Annotated in this window: 14 protein-coding genes and 1 pseudogene; 13 read left to right on the forward strand and 2 right to left on the reverse strand. The window is 59.6% G+C overall.

Annotated features, from left to right (window positions below):
• The first annotated feature begins 5 nt into the window (after nt 1-5).
• From tssC to ACVIGA_RS09075, 7 genes and pseudogenes are all read left to right on the forward strand, one after another.
• Entirely contained in the window at nt 6-1,508 is a 1,503-nt protein-coding gene (tssC, locus tag ACVIGA_RS09045) for a type VI secretion system contractile sheath large subunit (RefSeq protein ID WP_375776696.1), read from the forward strand.
• Nucleotides 1,509-1,559: 51 nt separating this feature from the next.
• Nucleotides 1,560-2,045 (forward strand): Hcp family type VI secretion system effector, encoded by a 486-nt coding sequence (locus tag ACVIGA_RS09050; protein WP_223975663.1) that lies wholly within the window; start codon nt 1,560-1,562, stop codon nt 2,043-2,045.
• A gap of 68 nt (nt 2,046-2,113) precedes the next feature.
• On the forward strand, nt 2,114-2,662 hold the full coding sequence (tssE, locus tag ACVIGA_RS09055; protein ID WP_456666113.1) for a type VI secretion system baseplate subunit TssE: 549 nt from the start codon (nt 2,114-2,116) through the stop codon (nt 2,660-2,662).
• 1 nt (nt 2,663) lies between these two features.
• Entirely contained in the window at nt 2,664-4,631 is a 1,968-nt protein-coding gene (gene tssF, locus ACVIGA_RS09060; protein WP_223975661.1) for a type VI secretion system baseplate subunit TssF, read from the forward strand.
• Entirely contained in the window at nt 4,595-5,659 is a 1,065-nt protein-coding gene (tssG, locus tag ACVIGA_RS09065; RefSeq protein WP_456670771.1) for a type VI secretion system baseplate subunit TssG, read from the forward strand. Before tssF ends, tssG begins: the two co-directional genes overlap by 37 nt.
• A 99-nt stretch (nt 5,660-5,758) precedes the next feature.
• Nucleotides 5,759-8,396: pseudogene (gene tssH / locus ACVIGA_RS09070) on the forward strand (type VI secretion system ATPase TssH).
• Between the two features lie 5 nt (nt 8,397-8,401).
• Complete coding sequence (locus ACVIGA_RS09075) at nt 8,402-9,988, forward strand: methyltransferase regulatory domain-containing protein (RefSeq protein ID WP_456666114.1); 1,587 nt, start codon at nt 8,402-8,404, stop codon at nt 9,986-9,988.
• Between the two features lie 88 nt (nt 9,989-10,076).
• Here ACVIGA_RS09075 and ACVIGA_RS09080 read toward each other — a convergent pair whose 3' ends face one another.
• Nucleotides 10,077-10,652: a hypothetical protein gene (locus ACVIGA_RS09080; RefSeq protein ID WP_223975657.1), complete on the reverse strand. Its 576-nt coding sequence runs from the start codon at nt 10,650-10,652 to the stop codon at nt 10,077-10,079.
• A gap of 182 nt (nt 10,653-10,834) precedes the next feature.
• On the opposite strand from ACVIGA_RS09080, the gene ACVIGA_RS09085 reads away from it, so the two are divergent.
• Together ACVIGA_RS09085 and ACVIGA_RS09090 are read left to right on the forward strand one after the other, a co-directional pair.
• Nucleotides 10,835-11,713 (forward strand): hypothetical protein, encoded by an 879-nt coding sequence (locus ACVIGA_RS09085; protein WP_456666115.1) that lies wholly within the window; start codon nt 10,835-10,837, stop codon nt 11,711-11,713.
• Nucleotides 11,714-11,752: 39 nt separating this feature from the next.
• Nucleotides 11,753-13,135 (forward strand): hypothetical protein, encoded by a 1,383-nt coding sequence (locus ACVIGA_RS09090; RefSeq protein ID WP_456666116.1) that lies wholly within the window; start codon nt 11,753-11,755, stop codon nt 13,133-13,135.
• Nucleotides 13,136-13,393: 258 nt separating this feature from the next.
• On the opposite strand, the gene ACVIGA_RS09095 is transcribed toward ACVIGA_RS09090, so the two are convergent.
• Nucleotides 13,394-14,482, reverse strand: coding sequence for a M91 family zinc metallopeptidase (locus tag ACVIGA_RS09095; protein ID WP_456666117.1), 1,089 nt, complete (start codon nt 14,480-14,482; stop codon nt 13,394-13,396).
• Between the two features lie 211 nt (nt 14,483-14,693).
• Here ACVIGA_RS09095 and ACVIGA_RS09100 point away from each other — a divergent pair, with 211 nt between their 5' ends.
• From ACVIGA_RS09100 to ACVIGA_RS09115, 4 genes are all read left to right on the forward strand, one after another.
• Nucleotides 14,694-15,302, forward strand: coding sequence for a hypothetical protein (locus ACVIGA_RS09100; protein ID WP_456666118.1), 609 nt, complete (start codon nt 14,694-14,696; stop codon nt 15,300-15,302).
• A gap of 343 nt (nt 15,303-15,645) precedes the next feature.
• Nucleotides 15,646-16,989, forward strand: a complete 1,344-nt coding sequence (locus ACVIGA_RS09105; protein WP_456666119.1) for an IS1380 family transposase — start codon at nt 15,646-15,648, stop codon at nt 16,987-16,989.
• Nucleotides 16,990-19,754: 2,765 nt separating this feature from the next.
• The gene (locus ACVIGA_RS09110) at nt 19,755-22,031 is read left to right on the forward strand and encodes a glycosyltransferase family 4 protein (protein WP_456666120.1); all 2,277 of its coding nucleotides are present in this window, start codon (nt 19,755-19,757) and stop codon (nt 22,029-22,031) included.
• A 44-nt stretch (nt 22,032-22,075) separates the two neighbouring features.
• On the forward strand, nt 22,076-23,419 hold the full coding sequence (locus ACVIGA_RS09115) for a glycoside hydrolase family 130 protein (protein WP_456666121.1): 1,344 nt from the start codon (nt 22,076-22,078) through the stop codon (nt 23,417-23,419).
• Nucleotides 23,420-23,482: the final 63 nt, after the last annotated feature.

Here is a 23,482-nt window from a genome sequence, read left to right on the forward strand (position 1 = left end):
GGACCATGGCAAAAGAAGCTACCCATAAAGAGACCACCACCCAGGTCGGGACCGTCGAGGCTGACGAGTTTGCTGCCCTGCTGAAGCAAAGCTTCAAGCCGCGCACCGAACGTGCGGCGACCGAGGTCGAGAACGCGGTGTCCACGCTCGTTCAAGAGGCGCTCAAGGACACCAGCGTCATCAAGTCGGACGTGCTCGACACCATCGAGGAGATGATCGCGCGGATTGATCAGAAGCTGACCGCGCAGATGAACGAGATCCTGCACGCACCCGAATTCCAGGCGATCGAAAGTGCCTGGCGCGGCCTCCATTACCTCGTCTTCAGTTCCGAGACCGACGCCAACCTCAAGATCCGGGTGATGAACGTCTCCAAGAGCGAGCTGTATCGGAACCTGCGACTCTATCCCGATGCGCGCTGGGACCAGAGCCCGCTGTTCAAGCAGATCTACGAGTACGAATTCGGCCAGCTCGGCGGCGAGCCGTTCGGCTGCCTGATCGGCGACTACTATTTCAGCCACCTCCCGACCGACGTGCAGCTGCTCCGCGACCTCAGCAAGATCGCCGGCGCCGCGCATGCCCCCTTCTTCAGCGGCGCCGAGCCTACCCTGATGGGAATGGACTCGTGGACCGAACTGTCCAACCCTCGCGACATCGGCAAGGTGTTCGACACACCGGAATACGCCGCATGGAAGGGACTGCGCGATCAGGACGATTCCCGCTATCTCGGCCTTTGCATGCCGCGCGCGCTGGGTCGCCTCCCCTACGGCGCCAAATCGGAGCCCGTGGAAGAATTCGCCTTCGAAGAGGAGACGGACGGACACACCGGTGATAAGTACGGCTGGATCAACGCCGCCTATGCGATGGCAGTCAACATCAACCGCGCCTTCAAGGAGTTCGGCTGGTGCACGCGCATCCGCGGTGTGCAGTCGGGCGGCGAGGTCATCAACCTGCCGACGCACACATTCCCGACTGACGATGGTGGCGTTGACCTGAAATGCCCCACCGAAATCGCGATCAGCGATCGCCGCGAGCACGAGCTTGCAAAGGCGGGCCTTATCCCGCTGATCCACCGCAAGAACACCGACAAGGCCGCCTTCATCGGTGCCCAGTCGCTCTACAAGCCGAAGAAATACTTCGGCGAGAAGGGTGTGGACGCAACCGCATCCGACAACCTGTCGTCACGTCTGCCTTACATGTTCGCAGTGTCCCGCTTTGCGCACTACCTGAAATGCATGGTTCGCGACAAGATCGGATCCATGAAGGAAAAGGATGAGCTGACGGTCTGGCTGCAAACCTGGATCAACGAGTACGTTGATGCCAATCCGGCCCTATCGTCAGAGGCGCAGAAGGCGCGCAAGCCGCTGGCCGCTGCGAAGGTCGAGGTCATAGCAAACGAGGAGAACCCGGGATACTACAACGCGCGCTTCTTTCTCCGTCCACACTTTCAATTGGAAGCGATGGACGTCGGCCTCAGCCTTGTTTCCCGCCTTCCAGGCCCGAGCTCCTGACGCCGCGTTATCGCAACTGTCACTCATCCAGGTTTTTGAAAGGGCTATGATATGGCTGTCGATATCTTTTTGAAACTCGACCCGATCAAGGGCGAGTCGCTCGACGACAAACACAAGGACGAAATCGACATTTTGAGCTGGTCCTTTGGCGAGAGCCAGAGCGGCACCTTCCACAGCGGGTCAGGCGGTGGCGCCGGCAAGGTCAACGTTCAGGATCTCCACTTCACGCACTTCGTCGACAAGGCGACGCCTGAGCTGTTCAAGGTCTGCGCCAACGGCAAGCACATCGATACCGCGATCCTCACTGTCCGCAAGGCCGGTGAAAATCCGCTGGAGTATCTCAAGATCGAGATGAAGCACGTGCTGGTCTCCAGCGTATCGACCGGCGGATCCCATGGCGAAGATCGTCTCACCGAAAATGTGAGCTTGAACTTCGCGAAGGTGAAGATGACCTACAAGACCCAGACGGACAAGGGTGGCGCCGGCGCATCGCCGACCTTCGGCTGGGACGTTCCGGCCAACAAGGAATGGGCCTGATCGTAAGCTCCCTGTCTGGCGCCGGTTGCCAAGTATGGCAATCGGCGTTGGCCGTACGGAGATTGTCAATGACTGTTACGCCAAAGAAGGACCGGCTCTCTCCGCCATTGATGCTGGCCTTTCGTGCGGCTTATGACGCTCGTGATGCGCGCAAGCCACTCGAACTGCGCGATCAGTTCGGTGAGCGAGTCATAGCGGGACGGCGCAGCACTGGTCGTTTCCCGATCTCGGAGACGGTGCTACGGCGGGAGGTTTCGCATGACGTTGAAACGCTCCTTAATACCATTGCCCTCGAATCGACGCTCGATCTGACTGGCCGCGGCCACGTTCGCACCTCGATTTTAAACTATGGTTTTCCCGACATCGCAAACCGTTCGATCGACGAGGTCACGGACGAAGAGCTCAGCGACGCCCTGCGCATGTCACTTACGACGTACGAGCCGCGACTCGATCGCAGGTCCATCCGGGTGCGCCGTGACACCTCCGTGGGCCCCGAACAGCTCAAGCTGCGCTTTGTCGTGCAATCCGACCTGAAGTGCGAGCCGCTCAACGTGCCCGTAGAATTCGTCGCGGACGTTGACCTCGACAGCGGCGACATCCAGATCAATCGACTATAGCATGAATCGCGAATTCCTCGACTTCTACAACCGTGAACTGTCGCTGCTGTACGAGCATGCGGAAGACTTTGCCGAGGAATATCCTGGCATCGCCGAACGCCTCGGCGGGCTGATCCGCGATCGCTCAGATCCAATGATTTCGGGGCTGCTCGAAGGAGCTGCGTTCCTTGCTGCTCGCGTTCAGCTCAAGCTCAAGCACGAATTTCCGGAGTTCACGGCAAACCTGCTCGAACAGCTGGTTCCGAACTATCTCGCGCCAACTCCATCTGCCATGCTGGTCAAGGCACAGCCACCCTATGCCGATCCGGCATTGCGCGACGGCAGGAAAATCGCGCGGGGCGCCTACTTCGATGCGAGCTATCGCGAAAGGGAACGGAGCCTCGCCTGCCGATTCAGGCTTTGCCGCGATATCGTACTTTGGCCCTTTGACGTCACCGGTGCCGAATATTTTGCGACCGCGGGCGCATTGCAGGCCCTCGGGATTCCAATCGGCGGAGAGGTCATTGCGGGGCTCAGGCTCTCCATGACCCACCGTACCGCCGCGCGGCTCGACGAAGAGCCGGCGGACGCGGAGGCTCGCAACAAGCCGGAAACCTGGTTCGCGGGCTGCCGCACCAGCGAATTGCCCATCTATCTTACCGGCGCCGAATCCGACGCTGTCGCGCTCTACGAACAGCTGACCTCGAACTGCATCAGCGTCTACTTTCGCTATCTCGACGATTTCGGCGATCCGGTCGTCATCCGGGCCCCGAACGACTGTGTGCAACAGGTCGGCTTCGGCGAGAACGAATCCCTGTTTCCTAACGATAACCGGGTCTTTCGCGGCTCGGAGTTGTTGCGGGAGTATTTCGTGTTTCCGCGCAAGTTCCTTGGCATCAATCTGACGGGACTTCGCGCTGTGATGCCTCGGTTGCGCGGCAAGTCAATCGATATCGTCTTCGCGTTCGATGAGCACAACTCACGGCTTGCGGCCTACGTCCGGGCAGAGACTTTCAGTCTCTACACTGCCCCGGCAATCAACCTGTTCGAGAAAACCAGCGATCGCATCCCTGTCAAATCGAATACGCACGAATACCACGTGGTGCCCGACCGAAGCCGCTATCTCGAATACGAGCCGCACCAGGTACTGGAGGTTTACGCGCACTTCCCCGCAGAAAAAGACAAGCGGCAGGTGCGTCCGCTGTACTCCGCCGCAGTCGACCGCACGGCCACATCGGTCGAGGGACTTTATTTTACCGTTCGTCGGCTACCGCGGCGCCGCACCGTCGAGGAAAAGACATATGGCACGGCCTCCGACTACACCGGGACAGACATGTTCCTTTCGCTGCTCGAGCCTGGTGACCTGAGCGGCGACGGATCTGCCGCCGAACTGAGCGTCCGGGCGTTGTGCTCCAACCGGCATCTCACGGAACATCTGCCGGTCGGCCAAGGCGGAGCGGACTTTCGCCTGCTGGATGACACCTCGCTCGAGCTGATGTGCATCGCCGGGCCCACCCGGCCACGCGAGCCAGTGGTGGCGCAGTTGCGCAGTCGCAGTGAAATCGCCAATAGCGGTGTTGTCAGTTGGCGCCTGATCAACATGCTGAGTTTGAACTATCTCGGCCTCGTAGAACGCAGCGGCGGCAAGAACGCCGGAGCACTGCGGGAGATGCTGTCATTATTCGCCGACCAGTTCGACGACGCTACGGAACGAAAGATTCGTGGCGTGCGCAGCGTCGAGAGCAGGCCCGTGGTGCGGCGAGTGCGTGAGCGTACCGGCAGTGGCGCAGCGCGCGGCCTGGAGATCACCGTCACACTCGACGAGAAGGCATTCGAAGGCAGTGGCGTGTTCCTGCTCGGGGCGGTCCTGGAGCGCTTTTTCGCCGACTATTCGGGCTTCAACACTTTCACCCAAACGGTCATATCGACTTCGGAACGCGGCGAGATCATGCGCTGGCCGACCCGCATGGGCACCCGGAGGCCGCTGTGATGCTAATCGATCAAATGAAGGCCGAGCCCTGGCGGTTCGATTTCTTCCAGACGCTCCGCCAGCTCGAGCGATCCAATCCAGATCGACCGCGGATCGGCGACAGTGCCGCGCGTCGCGAGGAATTTGTTGACCTCGGTCAAACCCCCTATCTGGAATTTCCCGCGTCCAATCTGAGCTCAGTCGACGACCGCGATGGCAGGCTCAGAATCCTGGTCAAATTCCTCGGTCTCCTCGGACCGCAAGGCGCGCTGCCTCTGGCCACCACCGACGAGAGCGTCGGTTGGCAGTTGATGCGAGACGACGCCTTTCCGCGCTTTCTCGACCTTCTCAATGGACGCTTTCTGCAATTGTTCTTTCGTGCCTGGGCGGACGCGCGGCCGATCGCGCAGCATGACAGGCCATCGGATGACCGCTTCATCGCCTATGTGGGCTCCTTTGCCGGCCTTGGCTCTGATATCTTTACCAATCGAGACACGGTACCGGACATGGCGAAGCTCAGCTTCGCTGGACTGGTCGCACCCAGGGCGAAATCCGCGTCACGACTGGCCCGGCTGCTGCAGGGGCTGTTCGATGTCAGGGTTGAGATCGACGAATTTGTCGGCACCTGGCTCCCATTCGAGGCAAGCCACTGCAGCCGCCTCGGCGCGGCGCACGCCAGGCTCGGCCACGACGCGCTTCTGGGCTCGCGGGTGTTCAGCGTCGAAGACAAGATCAGGGTTCGCGTTTTCGTGAAGGATTTTGCTCAATACGAGCAGTTCCTGCCCACTGAAGCGCCTAACTTGTCCGAGCCCCTAGCTGACGCCGTGTACTTCTATATCGGCGACGAACTCGAGTGGGAGGTAGAACTTGCCATTCCGGCGGGAGCAGTCGTCCCGATGAAGCTTGGACAGAGCGGACGCCTTGGGTGGACCAGCTGGGTTTCACCGAACCGGGCCTCGACCGAGGAATATCGCCGCGATGCTCGCTTTCACCTTGCCGAGCGTCTGAGAGCCCGGCGAAGCACCGCGACAGACGCCCCGCCGATTTGAACCTAGGCACCGGTCCGACTGTCCTAACATCATGGAATTCGCGCCAATTTCCAAGATGAGCCGGGCATCGCCCCGGGGCAATTGAGCAGGAGGCCCACCGTGACCGACATCAGCCTCGAGGCCGTGACTGGAAAGCTGAACCGCGCCGGCTACGATGCTTTCATACAGGCCCTGCGTCACGCTAAGAGCGCGAGCAACCGCAACGTCGAGCTCGCACACTGGCTGTTTCACATCCTGCAACAGGAAAGGACCGACTTCAGCCTCGCGGCGGACCACTACAAGCTGGACCGCGCGCGGCTGCTGTCTGATCTCGCAGGCGTCATCAACGGCTTCCGCAAGAACGAAACCGATATGCCGGGGATCGCCAATTCGGTCATCGATATTCTCGACCGTGGCTGGCACTACGCCACGCTGTTCTTCGGCGAGACTCAGATCCGCACTGGCCATCTCCTGGTCGCCGGACTGAAATCGAATGAGATCCGTCGTGCCCTCAACAACATCTCGCAGGAGTTCGCCAAGATAAACGTAGACGCATTGGCAGCGGAGCACCGCGCCGTCTGCGGAGGCTCTGAGGAAGAAACGATGCGTCCGATGGACGGCACCGGATTGGCCGGTGCCGGCTCTGACGGTGCCGACCGGGCAAATCCCAAGGGAACAACGCCGCTCGACAGGTTCTCCCAGGATCTCACCGCCAAAGCCAGATCGGGCGAGATGGACCCAATCCTCGGGCGAGACGACGAAATCCGCCAATTGATCGACGTGCTGATGCGCCGGCGGCAAAACAATCCGATCCTCACCGGCGAAGCCGGCGTCGGCAAGACCGCCGTGGTCGAGGGATTTGCCCAGCGCATTGCCGCTGGCGAGGTGCCACCGCCACTGCGCAACGTCAGGCTCTGCGCGCTGGATATCGGCCTGATGCAGGCCGGCGCCTCGATGAAGGGTGAATTCGAGCAACGCCTGCGCTCGGTGATCGACGAGGTGCAGAACTCGCCGACCCCGATTATCCTGTTCATTGACGAAGCTCACACGCTGATCGGCGCCGGTGGCGCGGCCGGCACCGGCGACGCAGCCAATCTCCTCAAGCCTCCCCTCGCCCGCGGCACGCTGCGTACCATCGCCGCCACCACCTGGGCAGAATATCGCCAATATATCGAAAAGGATCCCGCGCTCACACGACGCTTCCAGCCGATCCAGGTCGATGAGCCGGATGTCGAGACCTGCTGCATCATGCTGCGCGGTCTCCTCGGCCCGATGGAAAAGCACCACGGCGTTCGCATTTCGGACGCTGCGATCGTGACCGCGGTCAACCTGTCGCATCGCTACATTCCGTCCCGACAGTTGCCGGACAAGGCGGTCAGCCTGCTGGACACAGCTTCGGCGCGAGTCGCCATCAGTCAAAGTGCGACGCCGGCTCTGATCGAGGACGCTCGCGTCGCTATCGCCGCTCGCGAAGCCGAACGGTCAGCGCTGGTCAGCGATGGTGACCTCGGGGACGAGAACAGCGAGCGGATTGCCGAGGTCGACGGCGACATAGCCGCGCTGAAGGACAAGCTGAGCGGCCTTGAAGCCGACTGGGCAATGGAACAGGAACTCGTCAAGGACATTCGCGGCATTCGCGAGATCCTCTCCGAGAACGGAGACGCCGATCGAGCAGCGAAACGCGTGGAGTTGCGTGGCAAGTTTGAGACACTGGAGGGCATCAATCCGGAAAAGCGGATGATCTATGCCCATGTCGACCAGCAGTCGGTCGCCTCTGTCGTGTCTGACTGGACCGGCATTCCGACCGGCAGAATGATGCGCGACGAAATCGAGACCGTCCTGAAGCTACCTGAAATTCTCAATCGCCGCGTCGTCGGCCAGTCTCACGGGCTGACGATGATCGCGAAACGAATTGAGACCAGCCGCGCCAAGTTGGACAACCCGTCCAAGCCGATTGGCGTTTTCATGCTGGCCGGACCGTCCCGGCGTGGGCAAGACGGAAACCGCCCTCGCACTTGCCGAAACCCTTTATGGCGGCGAGCAGAACATGATCACGATCAACATGTCGGAGTTCCAGGAGGCGCACACGGTCTCGACCTTGAAAGGCGCGCCTCCGGGCTATGTCGGTTATGGTGAAGGCGGTCGGCTCACCGAAGCGGTTCGCCGCAAGCCCTACAGCGTGATCCTGCTCGACGAGGTGGAGAAGGCCCATCCTGACGTCCATGAGATCTTCTTCCAGGTGTTCGACAAGGGGGTCATGGAGGACGGCAACGGCCGGCGAATCGACTTCAAGAACACACTGATCATTCTGACCACAAACGTCGGCACTGATCTCATCATGGGCCTGGCGCGAGACCCAAAGTATCGCAACGAGCCGGAAGAACTCGCCAGGCTGCTGCGGCCCGAATTGCTGAAGGTGTTCCCTGCCGCGTTACTTGGACGCATAGTTTCGATCCCGTACTTTCCGCTTTCGGACGAGATGCTTGCCGGAATCGTCAGATTGCAGCTCGACCGGATCGGACAGCGCCTCCGCGATAATCACAAGGCTGCCTTCGGCTACGACGATGCGGTCGTCGAGCACATCGTATCCCGTTGCAACGATCCGGACTCCGGCGGGCGGATGATCGATAACATCATCACCAACACGCTGTTGCCAGAACTGTCGCGTGAATTCCTCAGCAAGTCTCTCGCCAAGGAGGAAATCAAGCAGACGCGCGTCTCGATCGTGAACGACAAGTTTGCATACTCGTGGAACTGACTGCGATGAACATCCAGACCGAACACCGCCAGCCAACCACCGGCATCACACCATACGATGAGGTGTACTATCCCGGGCATGTCTACGGGCTCACTCACCCAAACCAACTGGCAACGATCGCGACCGTCTACGGCATGCAGCCGGCTCCGGTCGAGCACTGCCGGGTTCTGGAGCTCGGCTGCGGCGTTGGCGGCAATCTGCTGCCCATGGCCTTCCAATATCCGGATAGCGAGTTCGTCGGTATCGACCTGAGTGGCGTTACCATCGAACGCGGGCAGCGAAACATCGCCGCATTGGGCCTGAACAACATCAGGCTTCTGCATTGCGACATCATGGATGTCGACGCGGCCTTCGGACAGTTCGACTACATCATCGCTCATGGCGTGTATTCATGGGTACCGCCGATCGTGCGCGAGAAGATGATGACCATTTTCAAACGGAATTTGGCACCCGAGGGGCTCTGCTACGTCAGCTATAACGCGCACCCGTTCTCGCACCTTCGCGACATGGTTCGCGACATGATGCGCTACCACACCCGGAGCATAACGGGGATGAAGGAGAAGGTTGGACAAGCGCGCGCCATCGTGAAGTTTCTCAGCGAGGGGACGAAGTCCAACTCAGTGCACGGTGCGGTCATGCGCGATCAATGCAACCGTGTTCTCAAGGCTCCGGATGAATTGCTTTTTCACGACGATCTCGACCAGGGCGCGACAGCCTTCCTACTACACGAAGTCGTCGAAGATGCTGGCCGACATGGGCTGCAGTATCTGAGCGACGCCGATTTTTCACGACGCTATCTTGCGGGTTACACTGAAGAGGTGCGCGCCACGCTGCAGCGCTTTCCCGAAAACGAATTCATGGCGCGCGATCAATATCAGGACTTCATCGACGGCAACGGGTTTCGGCGTACGTTGCTCTGCCACGAGGGCATCTCCCTTCGCCGCCGGGTCGATCTCGACTTCATCACCCGGTTCTATCTGCTAAGCACCGCGAGCCAACGTCGACCCGACACCTGCCTGACCGACGATTCCGAAATGGAGTTTGAAAATCAGGACGGCAGCCAAATCACGGTGACCAATCCGCTCCTGAAGGCTGCACATCTTTGTCTCGGCCGGGCCTGGCCTCGCGCGCTCTCGTTCACTGAACTGCTCGATGGCGCCCGGGCGCTGTTGGAAGGCCGGCAAACAAGCGACGACCAACGGATATTGACGGATGCGCTCTATATCCTAGCTTGCAGCGGCGAGATCTCCTTTCTGAAATCACCGCCCTTTCTCGTGACGGAAGTCACGGATTGCCCGCAGGCGAGCCTACTCGCTCGCAGACAAGCGCAGACCGGACCGCTGGTCACCAACCTGCTCCACCAAACGGTGCAGTTGGAAGACGACAGGACGCGCCACTTCCTGCAACTGCTCGACGGCTCTCGAACGATCGAGCAAATCACGGCCGAAATGACCGAAACCTTCGGACCGACCATCCAGGTCAAGCAAGTGGATGATGCCGGGCAGCCCGCCGAGCCGTTGCTACTCTCAACCCGACAGAGTGTTGACCGCTCGCTGGCGACGGTCGGCAAACTAGGTCTGCTGGTTGCCTAACACCTTCAACGGCGGTTAACCTCGGCACGAACTGGCAGCGATTAGCCCGCCGGCCAGCAGTTTGTGGAGCGGATCCGGCCCCGTCCCATCAGCCGTCGTGGGTGTATTGTTGGCCGAGGAGCCATCCGGTGAGAATGCCGCCAGGCCCACTGGCATAGACCGAATTAAGGCCCACACCGGCGCGCAGCATCCGCCATTCATGTTCGCCGACCCAGGGAATGCCGGGATCACCTTTCTGATATTGTGATAGCAGCGTTCGGGCAACTTCGGCGGCGTTGGCGTAGATCGGGCCGTTCGCCCAGCGAGGTCGCGGTAGACCTGTCATGCGGCAATAAAGCGCAGTGCAGACATAGGCGGACGCCTCCTCCGCATTGGCGTCAAGGCCGGTGCGCAGCAGATCGTAAGCCGCATGCAAGGCCTCATGGACGATATAGGCTTCGTCCATCCGGCCCGTTGCCGACACCACCTCCAGCGTATTCGCCGCGACGACAGTACCGTCCGCTCGTGTTCGCGCGACATCGTTATATTGCGCCGCAACACCTGCCGCGAGGTCCGTCGGGACCCTGACGCTGACCTGTCCCAACCGGATCGCGCGCGCGACGTGATGGAACGTTTGCGGTGCAATCGTTACGTGGCTGCCACGGATCGGAAACCGGAAGCGCATGCGCGCGACCGCCGGGCCGTGGAGTACGTCTAGCACCCTGCTCCGAAGTGACATCGGATCGTCCTTGCTCTTTACACCGCTCCACGAATAGTGGTCGGCTTTTCCGGTTGGGAGGTTCAGTTGAACCCGGTCCCGTCCGGGCCAGACCAATCGGAGACAGGCTTTGCTCTGAGGATGGCCCCGTGACGACCACCGACCCGACAACGACCGACACCTACCGGAAGATCGCCGCGCGGCTAACCATGCTTCGGCCACAGATCGATCTGTCAAAATATTTCGCGGGGCCGAATCCCAATGTCCGCCTCTACGACGAAAAAGCCTATATCCGCCGTCAATTGGAGAAGTACGGCGTAGCGGCCGCGACGAGCACGCTCGACGGCGTCACGTTTCTGCCGAAGGATTGGGAAGACCTGGTCAAGGTGCTGCGGATTGCCAAGACGTCGGATGGATTCGACGCCTTCGCCGAAGGGAAAAGCCCGGAGAAACCGTCGCATTGGGCGCTCGATCTGTCGATGGCGGCCACGATCGGCAAGGGATTTCGGGAAATCTGGCGCCCAAAGCTGTCCGACCGGCCGCTCTCGGCGCGAGATCTTCCGGGCCGGCACGGCTTCGGGCTTGGGCGCGGCCGAGCGCAATGGAGCGACGACTACAGTGCGCAGTTCGGCAAGGACCCGCAGCCGCAAGACATCACATCGCTACATTTCGCGGTAGCGCCCGACCGCGTCAACGTTCACATCGACGAGACGGGCTTCGTGTTTGAGGGAGCAGACGGCGCTCTCACGGTCGGACCGAATTTCGGCCATCACGCCGTCAATGAGCTGTTCTGGAAGAGCAACCCCAATTTGCCGCGCTGGGCGATCGATCACATCGACCTGATCCTGCCGAACAGCGCCAATGACTTTTCGCGATTTGGCATATCGGTCGACCTGTATCAGCGCAAGGACCTGCGCGTCACCGTCACCGGTTCCTGCGGAATTTTCGGGGGCTTCGAGTGCTCGGGAACGTTGAGCGTCAGTGGGACGCACGATTTGCTCGGCTCCAAGCCGAGAGGCACGCGCTGACGCGGACCGTAGATCTGCGGTCCGGATCTGGGAGGCGATATGCCGCAGTTGAAAGACAAGGTCGGTCGGTTTGCGGCGACGGGTCGCAGCTGCCAGAACTGGAAGCAAGACCAGGAGCTGGTCATCTCGCTGCTCAACAAGATCGCCATTTCCGACGGGGGTGCGGAGACCACGCTCAAGCCGCAAGTGGTCGTGACAGGTCATGCCAGCGACAGCCTCTACACCTCAATTCTGTATTTCCAGCAAAAGAACTTCCCGGGCACGCCTGACGGCTATATTCGGCCTGGCGGGCCAACTTTCAGCAGGCTCGTTGACCTCTCGACGAAGGCGGCCGCCAAGCCTCCCTCTCCAAAAGGTCAATGGGATGGAATCACGACCCCATCCGTCGATGCCGCGCTTCGCAAGGGTTTGATCGACGATTCAAAGCTAGATTACGCGGAAGTGGTTGACATCATCAGGGCGACAGTCGCGGACGGCACGGTCACCGCATTCGAGCTGGACGACCTGATGACCATTGCGAGCACCTCCAGAACGCTCTCGCCGACTTCAAAAAAGCTCATCACGCTCTTCGTCGGCGACGAAAAGAAGAAGTGGCTGGGGGTTGGTCCGTACGACCTCAATTCGGATCAAAAGAAGCTCGCCGCGGAGATGGTCTGCGATTTCCTGAAGAACACGAGGACGACGTTCTTTCCGAAGCTCGACCCGCACCGCGTCGGGATAGGCATTCTCAGGCGCATTGCGAAGCCGAGCCTCATCGATCAGGATCAGGCAAGCCTGTGCGGACCGTCCGCATTGATGTTCAGCTACGCATCCGACAAGCCGGGGCAGTATGCGCGGTTCGCCATCGACATGTATCAGAAGGGGCAAGCGAGCCTCGGCCGCCTGCTGATCAAGCCTGGAAAGGACGTGAAGAACTACACGCCGCCCTACTCGCTGGACCACGTTGATTGGCTGACATGCGCCTCCATTCGCGACTCCGAAAATTGGTTCCTCGATTTTGACGACACCGGCAGAATAAGCGATGTCGCTGGAATCACCGTACCGAGCGAAATGGAGCAATGGTTCCGCAAGGCTGGATACCAGGACGTGCGCGAGGAGACCAATCTGAAATTCAGCAAGGGCATCGACAACGTCATGGAAGCCAACGCCCTGCTCGCCGGCGGATACCGCGTATGCCTATTCATAAGCGCCAATATGATCGAATATGACGACCAGTCTGACGAAGGCTCCGTGCTCACGCGGCACTGGGTCGTCTTGCGCGACAGGGTTCAAGTGTCGAACGGAAACGTGACGACAACGATCTTCACCTGGGGCAAGGGAGACTACGCGATCCCGCACCCGAGCAAGGGCGGGGCTCTGAAGCCCCTGCCCCTTGCGGATTTTCTGATGAATTATTACGGCTACGTTGCGGCCAAGGCGTAAGCGGCGCTCGCTGGCATTCGCCATCTACCGAGACGATTCCCTCAATCGTCCAGACCTCTCCAGGTGACATCGGATTCGCCGCGTAGCGCGGCGTCAGGCCTGCTGATCGGCAGCCTTGGTCGACGGCTTCGAGCCCGCGCGACGAGCCAATGGCCCGTTTATGTTGGAATCAGTCTTGCCGGGATCGCTCGGCCATAAACTCGCCGTCAACGTGGTGGCCCGGAGCGCCGTGACATTGCGGCTTCGATGGGAGATTTTTCACGGTCGACCGACCATCGGCCTGCGCGGCCGCGTCCGTCCTTTGATCCGGATTTGGTCGTACCAGTAAATCCAATTGTACTTCCTTACCAACCCGCCCATGGGTGGCAGATGGGCGAGCCTCCAGTACAGGTCGGGCTGGCTGAGCCTGAACCGCTCGATTAGCTGCACAGGCGATGGAGATGTGTTCTGCGGATTATCAAGGAAGACAGCCGCTTCCCACAACGCATCATCGGGCGCAGGATCCTTGCCTTTATAGGGGCCTTCGGTCGGCCCATAAAACGCTCTGAAGAGCGGGGGCCCGCCCTTATCGGACACGTATATGTTCGTCAAAATGACCGCGAGATACTCTTCAGAATCCTGGTACCAATGGTCTGCTGGGGCAAAGTTCATCACGCCGGCTATCATTCGTGAGGCGTGAACGAGTTCGTGGTACAGCACCTCGTCGGTTGCCATCGCGGGGGCATGGCCATGGTGAGCCTTCTTGAATTTCTTTCGAAGAAGCTCTGCTTTCTCGGGCGAAAACAGGACATCACAATTTGCGCCTCCGCCTTTCCCGACGACTTTGAACAGGTCCTTTTTCTTTGGATCGGCACTTAGGCGGGTACCGCGGGCAATAATATATTGCTGTTGATCAAGGTCGTCGGCCACCGTCAGTGCGTTGGCGTCATCCAGGTTATATGGGCGAATTCTCGCGAACGATGGTTTGCTGGTGCCGAATTCGTCAAGCAGGGCCCGGCCGGTCGGGTGGCTTTGTATTTGTTTCAGGAGACCGACAATCTGACGCCTGTAGCTGTTCTTGGCCGCCAAGTATTTCTGCTTCAGCGAATCGAATTTGCCGGCATGGCTGTCGGCAGTCTCATGGTTCACCACCATCCACGATCCCATGCTTCGGAAGGCGATGAGAATGCCGTTCGGCAGTCCTTCATCAACTTCGGGATCGCCTAGATCCCACTGCAACATCGAAGCATCGAGTGGCGATGCGTGCTTCTCGATATATTTGTTGAACTTTCTGTACTGCTCGTTCTGCTGAAAGGTAAAACCTAAGAAATCGTAATCCAGCTCCGTAAGATCAACATCGTCGGCCATGGCGGCTCTCCATATTATGCTTTCGACAACGCGATGGTCCGCCGAGAACTACGCTGAATAGTCGCAAATCAGACACCAACGGTTCGTCCGCTCACGAACACACGACCGTGATAGGCAACGACCCGGTTCCACGCCGGGTTGAACCGATTTGAACAAGGGCGAGACATAGATCTTAAGGACGTTGTATCGACCTTCTACGGGGGGCCGCATCGTGGCGTGTACGGAACCGGAGATTACGCCTTGGCCCGAACGGGTCCGGCGCACGGGTGAGCTAAAGATATTCCCTGGGCCGAGCTTCACCCCAAGCGTTTGGGTCAATGATCTCGATACAGCGATCACGACGATCAACGAGCTTCTCAAGCAGAACGGCGTCTATCTTGCGTTCAGAAAGGCTGACGGTGCAGCTGGCAGCCCGATCGTGGCCGAAACGTATCCGGGCTCCGGCCTCCACGGCAGCGCCGTACAGACCATCGTCGACTCCCGTAGTGGCCCTTCGATGAATTCAGTGAAGCTGCGGGTGCCTGCAACCCCGAAAGTCGGCCGCGCGGACGCTGGCCAGGCAATGCGGCTGCACATCCTTGTGCACGAACTCGTCCATTGTATTGGTCTCTCGAATTGCGCACATAGTAACGATGACGTCTTCATAGGGACACTGGTCATCGATAGCAGCGGCACGGTCCCGCCCCCGAAACTAGGCGGCCACACGATCTCAAGAATTAAGAAGGCGTGGCCAGAGACGTGGGTCAGCGTGCAAGGCGGCGCTCTCGCCAAACAATCGGCCGATGAGTTGAGAAAATCGATGGAAGGGATCAAACTCTAGTAGGAGTCACCGGTTCTGAGCTGGATGGCGAATTGGTACAGAGCAGCGTGCGGTCGAGGCTGCCCGAACCGGCAAAGCGACGGGCCGGAATGCGCATCAATCACGAGCTTAACGACAGGATCGGGCATGTTGGAGAACGGCAAGCCGATTGAGACATCGAAGTGGACCTGGCCTACATGGAGAGCCCGGTTATGTTGCGTCATATCGCCCAGGCTTTCTAACCCGTCTTATTCGTCAGAGGGCGCCTGAGAGGCTGGCGAGCGTGGTGTAAAGCGCTGATGAAGCGTAGGATTCGGTTGCGAAGCCAACCCCATCACCTTCCACCGCGAACGCCACGCCCGCCATGACCGATGATACGAGTCTACCCTTCTCGTTTCCAGCCGTTCACGCCAAGAAAGTCACAGCTGCCTTCGATGGCGGTCGGCTGACCTCGAACGGGGGCGTGATGCTTCTTGCGATGGCCGAGCGACGTCTCGGTTTGGCCAACAATTTGGCCCGGGTGTTCCCGGATCGGCGCGATCCGACGCGGGTCGTGCACAGCCTTGTCGATATGTTTCGCGCTCGCATGTTCGCGATCTGCTGCGGCTACGAGGACGCCGATGACCTCGATCATCTGCGGTCCGATCCCGCATTCAAGCTGGCCTGTGGACGGCTACCAGACAGCGGTCGCGATCTGTGTTCCCAACCGACGCTGTCGCGGCTGGAGAATGCTCCCCGCCTGCGCGACGTGATCCGACTGACCTACACTTTGGTCGACGCATGGATGGATAGCTACCCGCGCGAGCCTGCATCCGTCACGCTCGACATCGATGATACCTGCGATGTCGTCCACGGCCATCAGCAGCTCTCGCTGTTCAACGCTCATTATGACGAACGCTGCTTCCTGCCGATCCACGTCTACGACACGGAGAAGAGCCGGCCCGTGGCGGTCGTGCTGCGGCCCGGCAAGACGCCGGGCGGCGTCGAGGTGCGTGCCCATCTGCGCCGCCTGGTGCGGCACATCCGCACGCGATGGCACAAGACGCGAATTACGTTCCGTGGCGACGGGCACTATGCTCGGCCGGAGGCGATGACGTGGTGCGAGAACAACGGCATCGACTACATCTTCGGTCTGTCCGGTACCAGGCCGCTCGCCAGAAAAGTCGACGAGGTCGCCGACGATATCCGCACCCGACGCGCCATCGAGAACCTAGCTGTTCTGCGCGGCTATACCGAGACGCGCCACAAGGCAAAGTCCTGGGATCGCGAACGGCGCACCGTCGCCCGTATTGAGGCGACGATGCTCGGCCTCGACATCCGCTTCGTCGTCACCAGCCTCGATGTCGGCTCGGCCGAGTGGATCTACGACAGCCTGTATTGCGCGCGCGGCCAAGCCGAGAATCTGATCAAGCTGCATAAGACACAGCTCGCCTCCGATCGCACCAGCTGCCGTTCGGCGCTCGCCAATCAAGTCCGCCTCGTTCTCCACACCGCCGCTTATTGGCTGATGCTGACCGTGCGCGACGCGATTCCCAAAGCCCGGGAATTGGCCACAGCCGAGTTCGCGACGCTGCGTCTTCGTCTCTTGAAACTCGCTGCCCGTGTCGTCGAGACCACGAGCCGCATTCGCCTTGCGTTTGCCGCGGCATGTCCCGAAGCCGACCTGATCCGCGGCTTGCCAAGCGCGCTGCTGCCGCTCGGTCCTTGACCGGCGGGGCGTCCGCCCCCCGTTCGCCCAACCTACACCTCAAGCGCGTTGCAAAGTACCGGTCGTCAGGCGGTGAAAAGCCGAAGGCAATCCCGCGCGCCTCGTCAGAGCAGATGTGCGGCCACATCAATCGGACTAAAAAAACGCACTCTCACGAATAGGACGGGCTAAATATGCCCGCGGCTCAAGTGTCCGGATCGCCCTTCAGCACGTTTGCTGAAGCCGAGCGGGCCTGCAATGCGTTCCTGGGTCGCCTCATTATCGAGGGATAACTACCGGAGCCTCCCGATCACGGAAAAGGATCGGCGTTGATCGGGATTTCAGCGCCAATAGGATTGCGAGGCGAGAAAGCGAAGTGTGGCAGGATCACTGGCTTGTAGCGGGCCACCGTCGGCGCATAGTCCTCCGATGATCGAGCAGCGACCAGCCTTCATGGCTTGCAAAAATCCCGGCACCGGCTGGAGGATCGATATTCTGTGGCCCGATGGCGAAACGGAAGTTATCAAGGGTTTTGTTACGGAGCATGACGCGACCAGGTGGATTTCTGAGCACTCGACGACGTGGCAAGAAAATCCGAACCAACCGCGCTAGACGATTGACCCACCATTGGTGATCGCCACCCATAGGCGACCGATCCCTAGCGGCTTCTCTGCGAACGCGATCGACGCAGTCACCGGTAATTGCCGAGGTCCGGTCGATGATGAATGTTCAATGGCCCAGTGAGCTGACCGTTCCTACGCGGGTGATTCCGGGACAACACTGAGGCGGACCAGACAAAATTGCGCCGCCCGCTTGAAATAAATACGGACGGCGTTTCCCTAGCCCCGAGAGGGTACGAACAAAATCCCGGATAGTGCATCTTTCGAGTGCGATTACCTCTTTATTTGCGGAGCCTGTCCTTCTGTATCGCGGCAGAACTTCTGTCGGTCTGTCTGCTCCAGAAGTAATTCAGGACCGCCTTGATTGCCGTATCGCTCTTGTTCGCCCATCGCTTACGAAAATTGACTATCCTGCTCGCGCCGCTTTGCGCATTGGAATGGTATCGGCCCCTCATGTCGACGTTCGCAAAGCCGGCGACCGCAGCCAGTCGCTCAACTGTGAGCCGGTTTCGGCCAGACGAGCCTTGCGGATTAGGCGTTGGCGCTCGATGCCTGGGGGAGTTCCCCGAGCCTCCTTGCGGAGCCGCTCTGCCTGGATGCCAAGACGCTGTTCAAGTGATTGAGTGTGTATGAGATGTCGATTCATGGACATGGCGCACTCCATTCCGTTAGAGGAAGGCGGGAGCGCGATCGGGCGTTCTCGTCACCGACATAAGCCACGGGTTCGGGCGGTGATGGACTTACTGTCTGCCCGTCTAGAAGGAATAGCGAGTGTTTATTTCAGGCCTATTGTCGCAACTCGCAGAGCGAATGGCGCCCAAAGGAACTGGTGGGGCCGGAACATTTGCGGGGCTCTACGGTAAGGCCGCCAACTGAGGCGGCCTTAGGCGAGCAGCACGTAGACGAACCCGGCGGCGACTATCACCAGCCAAGCGAGCGAGAGACGGAAATAGAGTAGGTCGCAGTCCATGCCGCGCCCAGCCTAGATCGCTCGACTGACATGAGCCTTACGGGCTTGGATTTCATCCAACGCCCACGAGCCGTACATGTACGGATATGCAGCGCCAGAGTAAGAGCGTCTTATCTTCCATTGCTCGATAGGGATATATTCGCGTTCGCCCGGCGCTTTGGCAAAGGCGCCGGGCTTTCGCCCTCATTGCACGATAAAGGCGCCTGTGAGCGTTACTGCGGGCGAACAACGCCGCACCGACGATCGCGACGCCAAGACAGATGCGCGCCGGATCTTTCAACGATGCTGGCGAACTGCACGTCCGACAGCTTCAGGCGCCCGCGCAGGACCTTGACTTGCACTTTGTCTTTCAGATCAAGCGAATTACGACAATAAGTGAGATTGAGTCCGTTCCTGGGGCTACTCGCTCCTGGGGCTACTCGCTTATGGGTGGGGTACCGCCACCGGGCGGGCACCACGCCGCCTCAGTCGCTATATGGCGACCGTCCCGCTCCTCGCGAAGATCCCGTCGCCACGAAAGCAACAGCTGGTGGAGACCAAACGTTCCAGCCCATTTCGAAAGTATCTTCGCTCGAAAAGTGGACTGTCGGTGAGGCGGAAGGAATCAGCCGTGAAAGTTGTCAGGCCGAAGATGCGGCAAATAAAGCTGATTTGGCCGGCCCCCGCGCCTCGCAATTCGGCGAGCGGATACTTAAATTCCAAACATCACCGCCCGGCCCACGGCATTTACCGGTGACTGTGAGCTTCGCGCTCCCGCCTCACCCGAGCAGGCGGTTCGATGTCCGATACTCCAAAATTCAGTTTTCGTAGCTGGCTGGTACCGCCGGTTCTGCTGCCGATCTTGACGGCCCTGCTGGTCGCTATGTCGGTCATTTTGCACCGGGAGGCCGTCTTCAATTGATTGGCAAATCGCGAAGTACATCGCGGGACAGGAGACTGCATTGTCGAACACCGCAACGTTCAGGAACGCAAACGGACTTCCCGCGACATTCGCCGGATCAAAGACTGGGACGGATGATGCCCCATTTGTTTTTATCAAAGTCGGAGATGAAGAGCGACGCATGCGCTGGGCAGAATGGGACGCACTTCCCGCCTGGACCGGTCCACCTCCTCCACGAACTGTAAAGGACTGAAGCCAGCCGATTTTTCCTGCCATTCATCGCGCATACCCTATTCCGACGAACGGAGATACCAAGTTGGCAGTCGTAAATCGTATCGCGTTCATCGGAAACTCATTACCCCGGCGCTGTGGCATCGCGACCTTTACCACCGATCTGCAGTGCGCCGTTGCGGCCTCGCGAAGTGATCTGGAAACCGTCATCGTGGCGATGACCGATCACGGGCAGCTCTACGATTACCCGAGTACGGTCGGCCTTCAGATCAATGATGATCGGCCGGATGACTACGTCCGCGCCGCCGAATACCTGAACAGCGGTGGGTTCGGGGCGGTGTCTCTACAGCATGAGTTCGGCATTTTCGGCGGCGAAGCCGGCAGTCAGATCTTGAGCCTGCTGTCGCGCCTGACCATTCCGATCGTGACAACGCTACATACGGTCCTGCCCGAACCGACAAGGGCCCAGCGCGAGGTCATCGCACGGATCGTCGAGGCGTCATCCAAGGTCGTGGTGATGGCTGAGAAAGGCCGGGAGCTGTTACGCTCGGTCTATCAGGTCCCCGACGAGAAGATCGAATTCGTACCACACGGTATTCCGGAATTTGCATTCGCCGAACCCGACGCGGCCAAGGCGAGGCTCGGCTTCAGCAACAAGTCCGTCATCCTGACGTTCGGCCTGTTGTCGCCGAACAAGGGTATCGAAGTCATGATCGATGCGATGCCCGCGATCCTGAAAACCCGCCCAGATGCCGTTTACGTCGTGCTTGGTGCAACGCATCCGAATCTCGTGCGCGATCAGGGCGAGGCCTATCGCGAGAGCCTATTGGCGCATGCACGCCAAGCTGGCGTCGAGGATCACGTGATTCTTCTCAATCAGTTTGTCGACCAGAAGAGGTTGCTCGATTTTATCTCGATGGCCGATGTTTATGTGACGCCGTATCTGAACGAAGCCCAGATGACGTCGGGCACGCTCGCCTATAGTTTCGGGCTCGGCAAAGCCGTCGTTTCCACCCCGTATTGGCATGCCCGCGAACTGCTCGCTAATGGCCGCGGCATTCTGGTTCCCTTTGGCGACGCGGCCGCGATCGGCATCGAAATCGCAAAGCTCTTGACCAACGACGTGCTGCGGCAAGCGATGTGTAGGCGCGCCTATTCGACGAGCCGCTCCATGACTTGGGAACGGACCGCCGAACGCTACATGTCGGTGTTTGAAAATGCCGGCCGGAAGCATCGGCTGAAGACGATTGCGCGTTCGGATACCAGTTCGCTGTTGCGCGACAGCCGTGCTCCGCCGGAAATGCGAATCGACCACTTCCTGTCGATGTGCGACGACACCGGGCTGTTTCAGCACGCCATTCACAATGTACCGGACCGCACCCACGGCTACTGCGTCGACGACAATGCCCGCGCCCTGCTGGTCGCCTGTGCCCTCAACAACCCGGGTGAAGAGCGACTGCCAGAAGCCCTGACGGCCCGATTTGCCGCCTTCGTCCAGCACGCTTGGAATCCCGGCACACAACGTTTTCGCAATTTCATGGGCTTTAATCGCTGCTGGCTGGAGGACAAAGGATCCGAGGATAGTCACGGACGAACGCTTTGGGCCTTGGGCGTTTGCGCGCTTACGGACGCCAACCTGTCGCGGCGATCCTGGGCCGCATCGCTATTTTCTGAAGCGCTGACGGCGGCGGAGGGGTTTCGCTCACCGCGGGCATGGGCATTTGTGTTGCTTGGGCTCAATGCCTACTGCTCTGCCGTTCCGAATGATTTACGCGCGACCCGTCTGCGTACTGTCCTCGCCAATCAGTTGATCTTTATTTTCGATACCGTGGCAACTCATGACTGGGTCTGGTTCGAGGATGGGTTGGCCTACGATAACGCTCGATTGTCCCAGGCACTCATACTGACCGGTATGGCGAGCAAAACATCGCGGTATGTCAATATCGGACTGGAGTCGCTGCGCTGGCTTGTGCGCCAACAAACCTCACCGAAGGGGCATTTTCGCCCGGTCGGCACGGCGGGATTTGGTGATCGACGGCAGCCGCCGCAAGTCTTCGACCAGCAGCCGCTGGAGGCTGCGGCGACCATCGCGGCTTGCCTTGCCGCGTGGCGCGTGGATCATGATGTACAATGGAAAAACGAGGCGGCGCGGGTATTCGCCTGGTTTCTCGGCAGTAATGATTTGTCGGTCTCCCTGGTTGATCTGGAAACGGGAAGCTGCCGCGATGGCCTGCACCCCGATCGTCCGAACGAAAACCGGGGTGGAGAATCCGTGGTGTCGTATCTGCTCGGCCTTTCCGAGATCCGACAAATTGCCCGCTTGAGCGAAAGTCGCGGCAGGCCTGCCCCGCTGGTCGCGTGAGGGCGCGCTGCTAACCATTGCGCATTCAATCATTCGAGGACCTCTTGTCGAAAGTTCCTTTCCTAAACCGCCAAGCCATTCATCTGCGGCCTGATCCCGCACGTGTCATCGTTCGGTCTTTCAAGCCCGCAACGGAGCCGCGCGACCTTAATCCGACGGACAAAACCCGTGCCAACCATATCGTTGAACGGGTTCTCGCGCTGGCCCCCGACGCAGCAGACCGTCAATTGTCGGACGTTCTGGAGAACTTCCTCGGTCGTCACCGCAACCTCTTGCAGACCTTTGAGGCACGCGCCGCGGAGATGGAAGAAGCGTTGGCCGACCACGTAGCGTTCACGCAGATCCAGCGCCAACTCGTCGGCGCTTATTTCCTCAACGAATATTCGTTCGAAGCATCGGCCTTGTTCAATCCGAGCATCGTGGCACATCCCGATCAGTCAGCGTCGCCTGTTGGCAGTCTTCGCTTCATCCTCAGCCTTCGTGCCGTTGGCGAGGGTCATGTGTCCTCCCTGACATTCCGATCGGGGTTTGTCACGGCAGACGGCACCGTCAACATCGACCCGACGGCGCGTCTTGCGTCGAGCCCTGACGTCGTGAAGCTGACGTCGGGCGCAGGCAGCAACAATGTCGATGTCTCTTTCACGGTCGGAAACGACATCAGTGAGCGGGTGATCTTTCCAGTCACGGAAGCTCAATCAAACGGAATCGAGGACGCCCGCTTTGTGCAATTCGGCGGTGAACCGAAGATCTACTACGCGACCTACACCGCCTATAGCGGGCGGGCGATCCGATCAGAACTTCTCGAGACGTCCGATTTTGTATCGTTCCGGCTGACAAACTTGAAGGGTAGCGCCGCGCGCAACAAGGGCATGGCCCTATTCCCGCAGAAAATCGACGGAAAATACGCGATGATCGCGCGCCAGGACAACGAAAACCTATATCTGATCTACTCCGACGATCTTTATACTTGGGATGGCGGCCAACCAATCCTGAAGCCGCTCTACCCTTGGGAGTTCGTGCAGATAGGTAATTGTGGATCGCCGATCGAGCTCGATGAAGGGTGGCTGCTGCTCACGCACGGTGTCGGTCCGGTGCGCAAATATTCGATAGGAGCCGCGTTGCTTGACAAAAAGGATCCGTCGAAGGTGCTCGCGCGGCTGCGTGAACCGCTATTGCGTCCGCATCCTTCCGAACGCGAGGGTTATGTTCCGAACGTCGTCTACACATGCGGTGCGATGCGCCATCGTGACAAAATCATCTTTCCTTATGCCGTCTCGGACACCTTCTGCAATTTCGCGACGATCGATATTGCTTCTTTAATTTCAGCTATGGACAGAAGTGCACTGGGACAACGTTCCTCTTTCTTGAGCTTAGCTGGTCCGACGTGAGCCGGAGAACGCGTTGCCTTCGAGAAGCCTGCCTCGCTATCGGTCGATAGATCCGAATAGTCC

Source organism: Bradyrhizobium sp. USDA 3240 (assembly GCF_054063295.1).

Coding starts and splice junctions, on each gene's coding strand:
- ACVIGA_RS09090 (WP_456666116.1), top strand. CDS start 11,753: ATGCCGCAGTTGAAAGACAAGGTCGGTCGGTTTGCGGCGACGGGTCGC.
- ACVIGA_RS09080 (WP_223975657.1), bottom strand. CDS start 10,652: ATGCGCTTCCGGTTTCCGATCCGTGGCAGCCACGTAACGATTGCACCG.
- ACVIGA_RS09050 (WP_223975663.1), top strand. CDS start 1,560: ATGGCTGTCGATATCTTTTTGAAACTCGACCCGATCAAGGGCGAGTCG.
- tssC (WP_375776696.1), top strand. CDS start 6: ATGGCAAAAGAAGCTACCCATAAAGAGACCACCACCCAGGTCGGGACC.
- ACVIGA_RS09105 (WP_456666119.1), top strand. CDS start 15,646: ATGACCGATGATACGAGTCTACCCTTCTCGTTTCCAGCCGTTCACGCC.
- tssE (WP_456666113.1), top strand. CDS start 2,114: ATGACTGTTACGCCAAAGAAGGACCGGCTCTCTCCGCCATTGATGCTG.
- tssF (WP_223975661.1), top strand. CDS start 2,664: ATGAATCGCGAATTCCTCGACTTCTACAACCGTGAACTGTCGCTGCTG.
- ACVIGA_RS09095 (WP_456666117.1), bottom strand. CDS start 14,482: ATGGCCGACGATGTTGATCTTACGGAGCTGGATTACGATTTCTTAGGT.
- ACVIGA_RS09075 (WP_456666114.1), top strand. CDS start 8,402: ATGAACATCCAGACCGAACACCGCCAGCCAACCACCGGCATCACACCA.